The 12,316-nt window shown below is 71.5% G+C and carries 12 protein-coding genes; 8 read left to right on the forward strand and 4 right to left on the reverse strand.

The window, feature by feature from the left end; all coding sequences use genetic code 11:
- Positions 1-2 precede the first annotated feature (2 nt).
- The 7 genes from trpE to MUE36_11900 all read left to right on the forward strand — a co-directional run bounded on the left by trpE (position 3) and on the right by MUE36_11900 (position 6,377).
- On the forward strand, positions 3-1,559 hold the full coding sequence (trpE, locus tag MUE36_11870; protein ID MCU0311623.1) for an anthranilate synthase component I: 1,557 nt from the start codon (positions 3-5) through the stop codon (positions 1,557-1,559).
- A 48-nt stretch (positions 1,560-1,607) separates the two neighbouring features.
- A complete protein-coding gene (locus tag MUE36_11875) occupies positions 1,608-2,570 on the forward strand; it encodes a hypothetical protein (protein MCU0311624.1) in 963 nt (320 codons plus the stop codon).
- Positions 2,571-2,589: 19 nt separating this feature from the next.
- On the forward strand, positions 2,590-3,135 hold the full coding sequence (locus tag MUE36_11880) for a J domain-containing protein (GenBank protein MCU0311625.1): 546 nt from the start codon (positions 2,590-2,592) through the stop codon (positions 3,133-3,135).
- Positions 3,136-3,185: 50 nt separating this feature from the next.
- Complete coding sequence (locus tag MUE36_11885) at positions 3,186-3,500, forward strand: antibiotic biosynthesis monooxygenase (protein ID MCU0311626.1); 315 nt, start codon at positions 3,186-3,188, stop codon at positions 3,498-3,500.
- 71 nt (positions 3,501-3,571) lie between these two features.
- Positions 3,572-4,288, forward strand: coding sequence for an indole-3-glycerol phosphate synthase TrpC (locus MUE36_11890; GenBank protein MCU0311627.1), 717 nt, complete (start codon positions 3,572-3,574; stop codon positions 4,286-4,288).
- 66 nt (positions 4,289-4,354) lie between these two features.
- Positions 4,355-5,608 (forward strand): TrpB-like pyridoxal phosphate-dependent enzyme, encoded by a 1,254-nt coding sequence (locus tag MUE36_11895; protein MCU0311628.1) that lies wholly within the window; start codon positions 4,355-4,357, stop codon positions 5,606-5,608.
- 49 nt (positions 5,609-5,657) lie between these two features.
- Entirely contained in the window at positions 5,658-6,377 is a 720-nt protein-coding gene (locus MUE36_11900) for a phosphoribosylanthranilate isomerase (protein MCU0311629.1), read from the forward strand.
- Between the two features lie 124 nt (positions 6,378-6,501).
- Here MUE36_11900 and MUE36_11905 read toward each other — a convergent pair whose 3' ends face one another.
- The 3 genes from MUE36_11905 to MUE36_11915 are packed head-to-tail and all read right to left on the reverse strand — an operon-like array spanning position 6,502 to position 10,317.
- On the reverse strand, positions 6,502-8,544 hold the full coding sequence (locus MUE36_11905) for a 2OG-Fe(II) oxygenase (GenBank protein ID MCU0311630.1): 2,043 nt from the start codon (positions 8,542-8,544) through the stop codon (positions 6,502-6,504).
- 28 nt (positions 8,545-8,572) lie between these two features.
- A complete protein-coding gene (locus MUE36_11910) occupies positions 8,573-9,193 on the reverse strand; it encodes a PqqD family protein (protein MCU0311631.1) in 621 nt (206 codons plus the stop codon).
- Positions 9,194-9,225: 32 nt separating this feature from the next.
- Positions 9,226-10,317, reverse strand: a complete 1,092-nt coding sequence (locus MUE36_11915) for an O-fucosyltransferase family protein (GenBank protein ID MCU0311632.1) — start codon at positions 10,315-10,317, stop codon at positions 9,226-9,228.
- A 57-nt stretch (positions 10,318-10,374) separates the two neighbouring features.
- Here MUE36_11915 and MUE36_11920 point away from each other — a divergent pair, with 57 nt between their 5' ends.
- The gene (locus MUE36_11920; GenBank protein ID MCU0311633.1) at positions 10,375-11,385 is read left to right on the forward strand and encodes a UDP-N-acetylglucosamine-transferase; all 1,011 of its coding nucleotides are present in this window, start codon (positions 10,375-10,377) and stop codon (positions 11,383-11,385) included.
- On the opposite strand, the gene MUE36_11925 is transcribed toward MUE36_11920, so the two are convergent.
- Positions 11,352-12,203 (reverse strand): hypothetical protein, encoded by an 852-nt coding sequence (locus tag MUE36_11925; GenBank protein MCU0311634.1) that lies wholly within the window; start codon positions 12,201-12,203, stop codon positions 11,352-11,354. The genes MUE36_11920 and MUE36_11925 overlap by 34 nt on opposite strands.
- Between the last annotated feature and the right edge of the window lie 113 nt (positions 12,204-12,316).

Below are 12,316 nucleotides of genomic sequence, written 5' to 3' on the forward strand. Positions count from 1 at the left end.
CGGTGATCCGTCCCACCCGGGAGGAGTTCCACGCCTGGGCGGCCGAGTTCACGGTCGTCCCGGTCTGGCGCGAGCTGCTCGCCGACCTCATCACCCCCGTCGCGGCCTTCGCCCGGCTGTGCGGGGACGACGAGCCCGGCTTCCTCCTCGAGTCCGTCGAGCACGGCGAGCGGTGGAGCCGATGGTCGTTCGTGGGCCGCAACCCGCTGGCCACCATCGTGTCGAGGGACGGCGCACTGGTCGTCGAGGGCGACCTGCCCGACGACCTCCCTCTCGACGACGGCGTGCTCGGCGCGATCGAGTGGCTGCTCGGTCGGTACCGGTCACCGGTCGTCGAGGCGCTCCCGCCCCTGCACGGCGGGCTCATGGGCTACCTCGGCTACGACGTCGTCCGGGAGGTCGAGCACCTCCCCGACGTGCCGAGCGACGTCACCGGGTACCCCGACGCCGTCCTGTCGGTCATCGGTCAGCTCGCCGCCTTCGACCACTTCCGCCAGCGCGTCACGCTCATCGAGAACGTGCTCGTACCGGCCGACGCCGATGCCGCCACGCTCGATCGGCTCTACGACGACGCCCTGGTCCGCCTCGACCGGTTGGCGGCCGACGGCGCCCGCCCGCTGTCCGAACCGATGGTCGATCCGCCCGATGCCGAGGCCGCCGCGCCCGACGTGGTCTCGTCGATGGACACCGACACCTTCCACCGGGCCGTCGAGGTCGCCAAGGAGCACATCCTCGCCGGCGACATCTTCCAGGTGGTGCTGTCCCAGCGCTACTCCTTCGACCTCGGTGCCGACCCGTTCGACGTCTACCGGGTGCTGCGCCAGGTGAACCCGAGCCCCTACATGTACTTCGTGCGCACCCCGACGGTGAGCCTCGTCGGGTCGTCGCCCGAGCCGATGGTGAAGCTCGTGGACGGACGGGTGATCTCCCGGCCCATCGCCGGCACGCGGCGCCGTGGCCGGACCGAGGCCGACGACAAGCGCCTCGGCGCGGAGCTGCGGGAGCACCCCAAGGAGGTCGCCGAGCACGTGATGCTGGTGGACCTCGCTCGCAACGACGTCGGCCGGGTGGTGCGCTTCGGCACCGAGCAGGTCGACGAGATGATGGTGCTGGAGCGCTACAGCCACGTGATGCACCTCACCTCGCAGGTGTCCGGCGAGCTCGCCGCGGGGCGCACGCCCATCGACGTGCTGCGAGCCACGCTCCCCGCGGGCACGGTGTCGGGCGCCCCCAAGGTGCGGGCCATGCAGATCATCGACGACCTCGAGCCGGTGAAGCGGGGTCCGTACGCAGGCGTGGTCGGCTACATCGACTTCTCGGGCACGATCGACACCGCACTGGCGATCCGCACCCTGATGGTCGGCCCGGACGGTCGCGCCCACGTGCAGGCCGGGGCCGGCATCGTGGCCGACAGCGTGCCCGAGCACGAGGACCTCGAGTGCCGGAACAAGGCCGGCGCGCTGCTGGCCGCCATCCCCGGCGCCCGGTCCCTCACCGCCGCCCGCCGGGCGGCTGCAGGTGGCGACGGCGAGGGCGGCGCGGGGCGGCCGGTCCTCTAGGCCCGGGCGGGGGGTTGGTTCGGTGGCGCGCGCTGCGACACTGTCGGGATGCATCCCGCCGACCCGCCCGCCGTCGCCGCGGGCTTCGACGCCCTCGTCGGTGCAGGGGCCACGGCCGTCACCGAACGAGACCTCGTCCCCGTGGTGGGCCCCGACAGCGGCCGGTACCTCCAGGGCCAGTTGAGCCAGGAGGTCGTGGCCCTCGGCGACGGTGCCTCGGCGTGGTCGCTGCTGCTCCACCCCACCGGCAAGGTCCAGTCGTGGCTCCGCGTCCACCGGGTGGCCGACGACGCCTACGCGCTCGACGTGGATGCCGGGTACGGCGACGCGGTCGTCGCCCGCCTGTGCCGCTTCCTCCTGCGCACCGAGGCCGAGGTCGGCGAGGCGGAACGTCGTGTCGTGCTCTCCCGCCGCCACGGCGCCGGGCACGTCGAGCTCGGTCGCGACCCGGCCGGGGTCGCCGCCGGTGCGCTCGCCGGGGTGGTGGTCGGCCCTGGGGTCGCCGGCATCGACCGCATCCTCCCGGCGGGGACGACCATCGACCTCGCCGAGTCGGCCGCCGAGGCCGACGGCGACGTCGTGCCCCGTGCCGCCCTCGAGCGGTACCGCATCGTCCACGGCCTCCCGGCCATGGGCGCCGAGCTGACCGACGACACCATCCCCGCCGAGGCGGGCGGGTGGCTCGTCGAGACGTCGGTCAGCTTCACCAAGGGGTGCTACACGGGCCAGGAGCTCGTGGCCCGCATCGACAGCAGGGGCAACACGGTGCCCCGTCCGGTTCGCGTCCTGCGCTTCGACGACGCGCCGGGCGGTGAGCCGATCCCGGGGTCGACGGTACGCCTCGACGACAAGGAGGTGGGCGTGGTCACCAGCGTCGCCCCCTCGCTCGGTCCGGGGCATCCTGCGGTGGCCCTGGCCACCGTCGCCCGGGCCGTCGCGGTGGGCACCACCGTGTCGGTCGGGCCGGAGGCGACGCCCGCCGTCGTCGCCGACCCGGCGAGCGACGGCTGACCCCCCGTAAGGTCGGGCGATGGCCGGCGATCCCACGCACTACGACGTGCTCGACGTCGCCCCGGGGGCGACGCCCGCCGAGATCCGCGCCGCCTACCTCGCCCTCGCCCGGGCCCACCACCCCGACTTCCACACGACGTCCTCAGCCGCCACCCGCGCCGCCAACGAGCGGGAGATGCAGCTGGTCAACGAGGCATGGGCGGTGCTCGGCGACGAGCGTCGGCGCCGGGAGTACGACGACGAGCTGCGACGCCGCCGCCGTGACGAGCGGCGGCCCGGCGCGGCGAGCTACGACTTCACGCCCATCGACGACGACGACACCGACTACGCCGCGCTCCTCGACGACGAGCCGGTCGGCGACGGCGCCACCGTGTCCCGGGGGCTCCAGATGCTCCCGGCCGTCGGCGTCCTCGGAGGGTTGGGCGTCCTCGTGCTCGGGATGTTGCTGCGCACCACCTTCTTCCTCGCGTTCGGCGTCGCGGCGGTCGTGATCGGCGTGCTGGCGTTCGTCGCCACGCCGGTGGTCGCCGTCATGCGCTCCTACCGCAGCGACCCCGAGGGCTGAGCCGGAACGGGCGAACCCCGCTTCGGACGAGAGCGCTAGGGTCCCCGACCATGGCACAGACCTCGCTGTTCGTGAAGATGGTGGCCCAACCCGGCAAGCGCGACGAGATGGTGGCCGCGCTCGAGACGATGCTCCCGCAGGTGGCCGACGAGGAGGGGACGCTCGTCTACTCGTTCCACCTCGATGCCGGCGACGAGAACACGGTGTGGGTCTTCGAGCTCTACACCGATGCCGACGCCCTCGGCGTGCACGGTGGCAGCGACGCCATGGCGACCTGCTTCGGCCTGCTCGGTCCGCTCTTCGCCGAGCCGCCGATGATGGTCATGGCCACGCCCACCGCGGGAGCGAAGGGCCTTCCCAGCTGACGACCTACCTCGACCGCATCCTGGTCGCCCATCGGGCCGCGGCTGCGGCCGACGAGCGGCCCGAGGGGCCGTTGCTCGACCGGGCCCGCGCCGCGGCACCGGCACGCGGCTTCCGCGCCGCACTCGACGCCGTGGCGGCGTCGGGTGACGTCGCGGTGATCGCGGAGGTGAAGCGACGGTCCCCGTCCAAGGGGGACCTGGCCCCTGACCTCGACGCCGCGGCGTTGGCCCGGGAGTACGCGGCCGGGGGAGCGGCCGCGCTGTCGGTGCTGACCGACGCCGAGTTCTTCGGGGCCCGCCCGGACGACCTCACCCTGGCCCGCGGGGCCTGCCCTCTCCCGGTGCTGCGCAAGGACTTCACCGTCGACCGCCGCGACGTGCTCGACGCCCGCATCATGGGCGCCGACGCGGTGCTGTTGATCGTGGCGGCGCTCGACCAGTCCGAGCTCGTCGACCTGCTCGACCTGGCCCGCCAGGTCGGGCTCGACGTCCTCGTCGAGATCCACGACGAAGCCGAGCTGGCCCGCGCCGTCGACTGCGGGGCCGACCTGGTGGGGGTCAACCAGCGCGACCTCGTGACCTTCGCGGTCGACACCGACCGGGCGGTCCGCATGGCCGCGGCGATGCCCGCCGGCGTGGTGCGCGTCGCCGAGAGCGGCATCACCGGTCCCGACGATGCGACGGTGCTGGCCGCGGCCGGCTACCACGCCGTGCTCGTGGGCGAGTCCCTCGTCACCTCCGGCGACCCTCGTGCCGGCGTCGCCGGGTTGCGAGCCGCCCGGCGCTAGCGATCGGACCGGGCCGGCGCGATCGGGCGTCCTACACTCCGGACGCCCGATCAGCGAGGAGTCCCCATGACCCGTTTCGTCCTTCCCGAGGCGCAGCTCCCGACCGCCTGGTTCAACATCCTCCCCAGGCTGGCCGAGCCGCTCGACCCACCTCTCCACCCGGGTACGCGCGAGCCGGTGACCCCTGACGACCTCGCGCCGTTGTTCCCGATGGCCCTCATCGAGCAGGAGATGTCGCCCGCCCCGTGGATCGACGTCCCCGGCGAGGTGCTCGACATCCTGAAGCTCTGGCGCCCCACCCCGCTCGTGCGGGCCACCCGCCTCGAAGCGGCGCTCGGCACGCCGGCGCGCATCTACTTCAAGGACGAATCGGTCTCGCCGGCCGGTTCGCACAAGCCCAACACCGCCGTGCCCCAGGCCTTCTACAACAAGCAGGAGGGCGTCACCCGTCTCACCACGGAGACCGGCGCCGGTCAGTGGGGAACGGCCCTGTCGTTCGCCACCGCGCAGTTCGACATGGAGTGCATGGTGTACATGGTGCGGGCGTCGTACGACCAGAAGCCGTACCGCAAGATCATGATGGAGATCTGGGGTGGGGAGGTCGTGCCCTCGCCGATCGACGACCCCACCAGCCCGGGGTCGCTCGGCGCGGCCATCTCCGACGCGGTGCGCGACTGCGTGGGCCGGGACGACTCCCACTACGCCCTCGGCTCGGTGCTCAACCACGTCTTGCTGCATCAGACCGTCATCGGCCTCGAGGCCAAGGAGCAGCTCCAGCTGGCCGGTGAGGACCTCCCCGACGTCGTGATCGCCCCGTGCGGCGGCGGCTCCAACCTCGGAGGTCTGGCGTTCCCGTTCGTCCCCGACGAGGGCGTGCGCATCGTGGCCGTCGAGCCCGAGTCGTGCCCGACCCTCACCGCCGGGCGCTTCGAGTACGACTTCGGTGATGTCGCCGGCATGACCCCGCTCATGCCGATGTACACCCTCGGCCACGACTTCATGCCCCCGTCCATCCACGCCGGGGGACTGCGCTACCACGGCGACTCCCCGATCGTCTCGAAGCTCGTGAAGGACGGCCGCATCGAGGCCGTGGCGCTGCCCCAGAGCAAGGTCTTCGACGCCGCCATCCAGTTCGCCAACACCGAGGGCAAGGTGGCCGCCCCCGAGGCGGCCCACGGCATCCGGATCGCCATCGACGAGGCGCTCGCCGCCAAGGAGACGGGCGAGGAGAAGGTGATCCTCTTCAACTACTGCGGTCACGGCCACCTCGACCTCGCCGCCTACGACGACTACCTGCACGGTCGTCTCGTCGACGGCTGACGGATCCATCCGGAGCGCCGCCGGGCCCCGGCGATACCGTGGCACTCCGATGTTCGTCAAGATCTGCGGGACCACCAACCTCGCCGATGCGCTGATGTCCGTGGCCATGGGCGCCGACGCGATCGGGTTCGTCATGGCCCCGTCACCGCGGCGGATCGAGGCCGACGAGGTCGGCCGCATCCTCCGCGAGGTCCCCGACGACGTCCTCACGGTGGGCGTGTTCCGTGACGAGTCCGCCCAGTACATCGTCGACGTGGTCACCGAGACGGGCCTGCGGGGCGTCCAGCTGCACGGGCGGGAGTCCCACGGTGAGGCCAGCTGGATCCGGGCGCGGGTGCCGTTCGTGGTGCAGGCCTTCGGAGCGGGTGATCCCCGTCTCGACCGCGTCGACGACTACGACGTCGACGCGGTGCTGCTCGACTCGTCCACGCCGGGGTCGGGGCGGACCTTCGACTGGTCCCTCGTGGGCGACCTCCCCCGCCGCCGGCGCGTCCTGCTCGCCGGGGGCCTCCGGCCCGACAACGTCGCGGCAGCCGTCGCCGCCGTCCGGCCCTGGGGGGTCGACGTGGCGTCCGGCGTCGAGTCCTCGCCCGGGCGCAAGGACGTGAGGTCGGTGCGGCGCTTCATCGCCGAGGCGAACCGGGCGGCCGACCTGCCGACGGCGACGGCGCCGTTCGACGACGCTGCCGACGAGACCGGCGATCCGCGGGACGAGGGCGAGCCCACGCACGACACCGACACCCTGCAGCTCTTCGACGAGCGTCGTTGAGCGCACGCTGCAGTCGGCAGCGTTCCTCCTCGGCACCGCAGAGGTCACACGTTCGAGACCTCAGTCGGCGTCTCCTCGTGACCGGCCTCGACCCGTCGGTGGGAGACCTCGCCCGAGGTCGACCTCAGGACTGGTCCCGGCACACCCCTTCCAGGGTGCGAAGCCAATCGGTCGGGCGGTAGTGCAGGAACAACGACGCGTAGTAGCGGCCGCGCAGAGGATGGGGCCGGCCGTGGGGGAGCTTCGCTCCCTCGTACAGCAGCATCTGGCCCGGTTCGAGGTACACGTCGTGGCATTGGCCCTCACGGTCCTCCACCACGAGCGGCCAAGGTTCGTCCACATCGGCGCCGACGTGGACGATGGAACTGATCACGTGGGTCTCGTAGCGGTCGTTGTGGCGGATCAGCGTCTGACCCTCTCGGTAGACCCTGAGTCCGTAGTGCGCGGTGGGCTCCAGCGGCGCCTGGTACCACTGCTCGTGCATCGACTTCAGCTCCTCGATCACCCAGGCGCCGAGCTCGCCGACGTCGATGAACGAAGGCATCCCGTCGGGCAGGAAGTGGTCGTCGGTGGTCTCGTCGGGGGCTGATGCCGCCCGGGCGGCGAGGACCTCGGCGAGCCGCTCTTGGACATCGGCAGGGGTGGTCACCACCCGGAACCCGTCGGCGGTCAGTGCCGGGAGGAGTTGGTGCTGGAGATCGGTGCGTCGATCGGCGTCCCCGGTGAAGACCTCGGCGGGGGACTTGGTTCGCCTGGCCCAGAACACGATCGTGAACCGTCGGTCCTCGAAGCGGTCACCGGGGACGTGAACGGGGCGGACCTCGTGGGGCACATGGCTGTCGAAGACCACGAGGGTGTTGTCCTTCGGGGCCACCTCGGTGAAGGTGTCCGCAGCCTCGATGACCCCGCCCACGTCGACGGTGTCGAAGAGTCGGAGCTCGCCACCCGAGAAGGCTTGTGGCTCACGGTTGAAGTAGTAGACCGCGCTGATGACGCGAGCCGCGACATCCGGACCGGCGGCGTCGACGTGCAGTCCGAAGTGGTCGCCGTCACCGTGCACGGTGAGCTGGCGCTCGATCGAGCCGAGTCTGAACCACTCGATGCCGAGCTCTCGACGGATGTGGGGGAGCAGGCCGACGAGTCGACCCTCGAACAGATCCCAGACCTTGTCGACATCGAAGTCCGTCTGTGATCGGCGCAGGTGGATGTGGTCGTCGAGCGGTTCGTCGGTGAGGACCTTGCTGGGGCTGAGATCGGCCTCCCGTGACAGCGCATGGTCGAGAAGACGACGGTGTTCCTCGGGAGTCAGGAGGTCGTCGAAGCGCAGGTGGCGGGCCCGGGTGACCTTCGCTTCGAACGCGGCCACCGCGGGCCGGGTCTCGGTGTCGTCGGGCGGCGCCTGGAGCTCGACCATCGGCTGTTGCTCGGCTCGGAGGAGCATGTCCGCAGCCAGGCCGTCCGCATCGGATGCCGCGCCGCGGAGCAGGACCAGGTGCGGTGCGAGCCGGCCGAGCAGGGACCTGGCCGCTGGAGCTCGTTGCTGGTTCGGCACCACGTGCTCGAGCAGAGCGAGCGCGGCACGGGCACCGGTGACCTCGACCAGGTCCGGGTCGGGCTCGACCGCGACCACGAGCATCAGGGGTGCGGGTCGCGGTGAACCCGGCTCGTCGCGTTCCCTCGGGTCCGGGTCGGCGCAACCGCCCCCCACGAGGATCGGGAGGACGTGACCGGATCGGTCGAGGACCGCGAGACCGATCGAGAGCAGGGTTGCACCCGCTCTGACGAGCGCGTCGATCAGAGCCGGCGACTCGTCTGATCCGACGACAATGATGCCGCGACCGTGCCACGCGACGGCGCTGGCCCTCGCGACCACCAAGTCGGGACGCCGACGGTGCAGGCCGTCGAGGAGATCGGTGAGGAGCGCTCGGATGACGACGTCCCCGGCGACGTTGTGTCGCAACCCGCCATGCCCTCGCTCGAGCCCGTAGTGGTCGGGAGCACGGCCGGTGACCTCGTAGCGCACTGCCGGTGCACCCGAGAGCACAGGCAGGGGCCCGTTCAGTCGGTCCGTGAGGGGTGCTCGCAGCTCCTCGGGCAGCACGATCGAGGCCACGAAGCCATCGACCTCCACCAGCAGTTCGCGCCCTGGTGTCGCGTGTGTGTCCATCGACGTGGCCGTCAGGCCATCGGAAGGTTCAGCCAGTGAACTTCGGCGAGGCATTCACCGCGGTCGCCGCGTCCGCTTCGGCGTCGGGGTCCACCGCCGCCGGTGCGGGGGCTGGTGCCGGTGCCGGTGCCGGTGCGGGGGCCGGTGCGGGGGCCGGTGCCGGTGCGGGGGCTGGGAACGGTGCGGGGAACGGTGCGGGGAACGGTGCCGGGAACGGTGCTGCCGCCGGCGGGGGAATGGGGGCGCCGGGTGCGGTCTGCGCGTCGGCACGGCTGGGCGAGGTGACGATCGACTCGACGATCGGGAGCGCCACCGCGGCAGCAGCCGCGGTCAGACCCAGCTTCTTGATGAGCTCGCGGCGGCCGATGGTCGGGACGCCGACCACGCCGGTGTCGATCAGCCCGCTGTCCACGAGCTCCTCGATGGCGAGCTCGACCACCTGGGCGTCCGGCGCGAGGCCGGTCGCCGCGGCGACCAGCGGGACCATGTCGGCGATCGTCGTCTTCCCGTCGCAGTGGTCCCAGACGACGGCCGCCGCCTCGTTGAGGGCATGCGCCTCACCGGTGACGTCGTTGAAGGCGAGGAGCTCGGTGGGCGTCCGCTCGACGAGGATGCCGTCGGTGCGGATCGGGCGGCTGTTCAGATCCATGGGCGGAACCGTACAACGGATGCCGGCGGATTTCAGGGGTCCCTGAGGCGAGCCTCCGGCCACTCGCGCATCCACGCCAGCGCCGCGGGGTCGACCGGGTACCCGAGGCGGTTCCAGGTGAAGGGTCCGTCGACGACCGGCAGGTAGGTGCAGCGCTCGAAGCGAGTTCCGCCTCCCAGGAAGTCAGCGGTGAACATGAACGGCTCGAGCGGGTCGGCGAGGTGGCGTCGGCGGTGGATGATGCCGGTGAACGTGCTCGCGAAGGTGCCGACGAAGCTGTCGGCTCGGGCCGCCACCTCCTGGGTGACCATCGCCAGCGCCGAGTCGTCGTGTCGCTCCAGTTCGGCGAAGCGCGCTCGCCACACCGGATCGTCGAGCAGGTGCTGGGAGAGGAACACCACGTCGCCGAAGTGGGAGCGGAGGGGCTTGAACACGTCGGAGTCCGGGTCGGCCTCGGTGCAGACCACCAGCCGCTCCTCCGACGGCAGGACCGCCGCCAGGTTGTCGCGGATCATCCACGGCGTGACCCGTCGGTAGTCGGGAACCCCGACGAGGTGGTCGGTGCGTCGGATGTGGACGGCGTTGAACCGACCGAGCTCGGCGGCCACCGAGCTCGCCAGCTCCCGGTAGGGACGCTTCGGTCGGATCTGCTCCAGCAGCGAGAACACCTCGCGGCGCCGGTCCGGTCGCAGGTGGAAGAAGTACGAGTACGAGGCGAGGCCGCGTGCGGTGAGGTCGAGGATCGGTGCGTCGGCCCAGTCGGGATCGAAGGCGACGGTCGGGCGCCCGTGGGCGAAGGCGGCGGCACACTCCTCGTCCTGCGGACCTGTCGGACCATCGGCGTAGGCGACCTGGTAGAGGTCCGGCCAGTCGACGGTGAGCACCGGATGCGCGCCCACGAGCTGGTCGTAGTCGTCGTCGCCGAGCACCGTGACCGGGAGGTCGAACAGATCCCGGAGGCTCGAGGCCGTCCCCGCATCCACGCCGTCGAGCGCCGGTCGCGGCCCCCAGCCGATCGGCGAGTCGACCGGGAGCGACAACGCGCGATCGCTGAGGTGGGCGAGTCCGACCCCGATCTCGAGCGCCATCAGCTTGTTCGAGAGGTAGCCGACGTCCTCGGCCATTCGGAGCACCCGTACCACCCGGCGAGCCTACGGCGCATCCGTCGGTACTCTCCGGCCATGGCCGGCGCGAGCGAACCGCTGATCTTCGTGGCGCTGGCGTCCTACTGCGAGCCGGAGCTCGCGCTCACGATCGAGGACTGCCTGCGTCGGGCCGAGCGTCCCGACCGGCTGCGCTTCGGCGTCCTCCACCAGTTCGACGAGGACGGCCCGCCGGAGATCGGCGAGGACTGCTTGGCTCACCTCGCCGAGGATGATCGCTTCCGCATCGTCGTCCGTGACCACCGCGAGAGCAAGGGCGGATGCTGGGCCCGTCACTGGGTGCAGGGCCTCTACGAGGGCGAGGAGCTCACGCTCCAGGTCGATGCCCACACGCGGTTCGCCGACGGCTGGGACGCCCGGCTCGTCGAGATGATGGAGGAGCTCCCCTCGGAGCGGCCGCTGATCACCGGATTCCCTCCCCCCTACTTCCGTGCCGACGGCGTCGACCTCGTCGATCGGACCGCCGTCGAGCGGGTCCCGTCCGTGCGAGTGGTGCACTGGTCCGACGAGGGGTGGATCCACCATCCGACCGAGCACATCGAACACACCAGGCCTGCGCCCCGGCGCACCAGGGTCCTGTCAGGGGCCTTCGTCTTCGCCCCCGGCTCCTGGATCACCGACGTCCGCCAGGATCCGTCCCACATCTACACGGGTGAGGAGTTCGCGCTGACCCTGCGCTCGTTCACGCACGGCTACGACCTCTTCGAGCCGACCCAGGTGGTGGTCTGGCATCGCAGTCATCCCACCACGAACCGGAAGTGGATCGGCGACGCCCCCAGTGGCCTCGTCGGTGCCCGCCAAGGCCGGGCCTACGCCCGCCTCCGGCTGCTCCTCGCCGGTGACCCCGACCGGCGGCTCGGGTCCTACTCCCTGGGTTCGGAGCGGACGCTCGACGACTACCACCGGTTCTCGGGCCTCGACTGTCGGACCCGAACGATCCACCCCGACGCCTTCGCAGGGATCCCGCCCGACTCGATGACGATCACCGCCCCGCCTCAGGAGACGCGCCGCGGGTCCGCGGACTTCTGATCCACGGCGTCGGCCAGGATCGTGAGCAGATCACGGCAGTAGTCGAGCCGGGCCTCGGCCGGATCGACGCCGATCGGCTCCCATGGTCGGTAGTCGCGCTTGGACCACAGCGGCCGGCCATCGTGGGCCTCGACGGTCTGGCAGTAGTGGATGATCGGCGCCCCCGCCACCACGTCCTCGGGCCAGTTCATCCACGCAGTCATCGCCTCGGTGACCAGGTCGAGACCGTCGGCGGCCAACGCGCCCACCAACGCGTACATGTCGCTCTCCCACCGCCCGGTCGCTTCCCGAACGACGGCCGTCAGCTCGATCCAGCGGGGGAGGATCCGCTCGAGGTCGGCGGTGTGGACGAGGCCGGGCCAGGTCACTGCCGGGAGGTCGCCGGCATCCGACCCGATGGCGTCGGCCACGACCCGGGCGGGGGCGCTGGTCGGGTGGAAATCGAGCCACCGCTGCAGCGTCGCGGTCCCTGCGACCGCCCGCCCTGGCACTCGAGCTCGGAACACCATGTCGGGGTCGAGGATCAGTACCGTGCCGACCGGTCGCTCCTCCTCCAGCCACTCGAGCAGGGAGAACAGCCGGTTGTAGGGCGGGTAGCGATCGCCGGTGGCGGGGTGGACGTTCGGCGCGTCGGTCGCCACGACCCGCGCGTGGACGTGATCGGGCACCGGTCCTCCGTCAGGGGTGGCGACCAGACGCACGAACTCACCGGGTTGTCCCACCTGCTTCCAGGTGTGGATCAGCAGCTGGCACTGCCAGTTGACCGAGGGGGCGGTGTCGGTGCACACGACCGAGTAGAGCGATTCCCGAGCGGTCATGACGAGGAGAGGGCGATCCGGCGTCGGGCCGAGGGCTCCGGCCGACGACGACCGGTCGACGGTCGGCGGCTCCGGGACGATCGCAGGAAGAGGGCAGTGGGATGCTCGGCGAA

Source organism: Acidimicrobiales bacterium (assembly GCA_025455885.1).
Taxonomy (GTDB): Bacteria; Actinomycetota; Acidimicrobiia; order Acidimicrobiales; family Acidimicrobilacustridaceae; genus Rhabdothermincola_A.

Bases quoted from the DNA above. Each gene is read 5' to 3' on its own strand.
- MUE36_11900 (MCU0311629.1), top strand. From the start codon at position 5,658: ATGTTCGTCAAGATCTGCGGGACCACCAACCTCGCCGATGCGCTGATG.
- MUE36_11895 (MCU0311628.1), top strand. From the start codon at position 4,355: ATGACCCGTTTCGTCCTTCCCGAGGCGCAGCTCCCGACCGCCTGGTTC.
- MUE36_11915 (MCU0311632.1), bottom strand. From the start codon at position 10,317: ATGGCCGAGGACGTCGGCTACCTCTCGAACAAGCTGATGGCGCTCGAG.
- MUE36_11880 (MCU0311625.1), top strand. From the start codon at position 2,590: ATGGCCGGCGATCCCACGCACTACGACGTGCTCGACGTCGCCCCGGGG.
- MUE36_11925 (MCU0311634.1), bottom strand. From the start codon at position 12,203: ATGACCGCTCGGGAATCGCTCTACTCGGTCGTGTGCACCGACACCGCC.
- MUE36_11910 (MCU0311631.1), bottom strand. From the start codon at position 9,193: ATGGATCTGAACAGCCGCCCGATCCGCACCGACGGCATCCTCGTCGAG.
- MUE36_11875 (MCU0311624.1), top strand. From the start codon at position 1,608: ATGCATCCCGCCGACCCGCCCGCCGTCGCCGCGGGCTTCGACGCCCTC.
- MUE36_11905 (MCU0311630.1), bottom strand. From the start codon at position 8,544: ATGGACACACACGCGACACCAGGGCGCGAACTGCTGGTGGAGGTCGAT.
- MUE36_11920 (MCU0311633.1), top strand. From the start codon at position 10,375: ATGGCCGGCGCGAGCGAACCGCTGATCTTCGTGGCGCTGGCGTCCTAC.
- MUE36_11885 (MCU0311626.1), top strand. From the start codon at position 3,186: ATGGCACAGACCTCGCTGTTCGTGAAGATGGTGGCCCAACCCGGCAAG.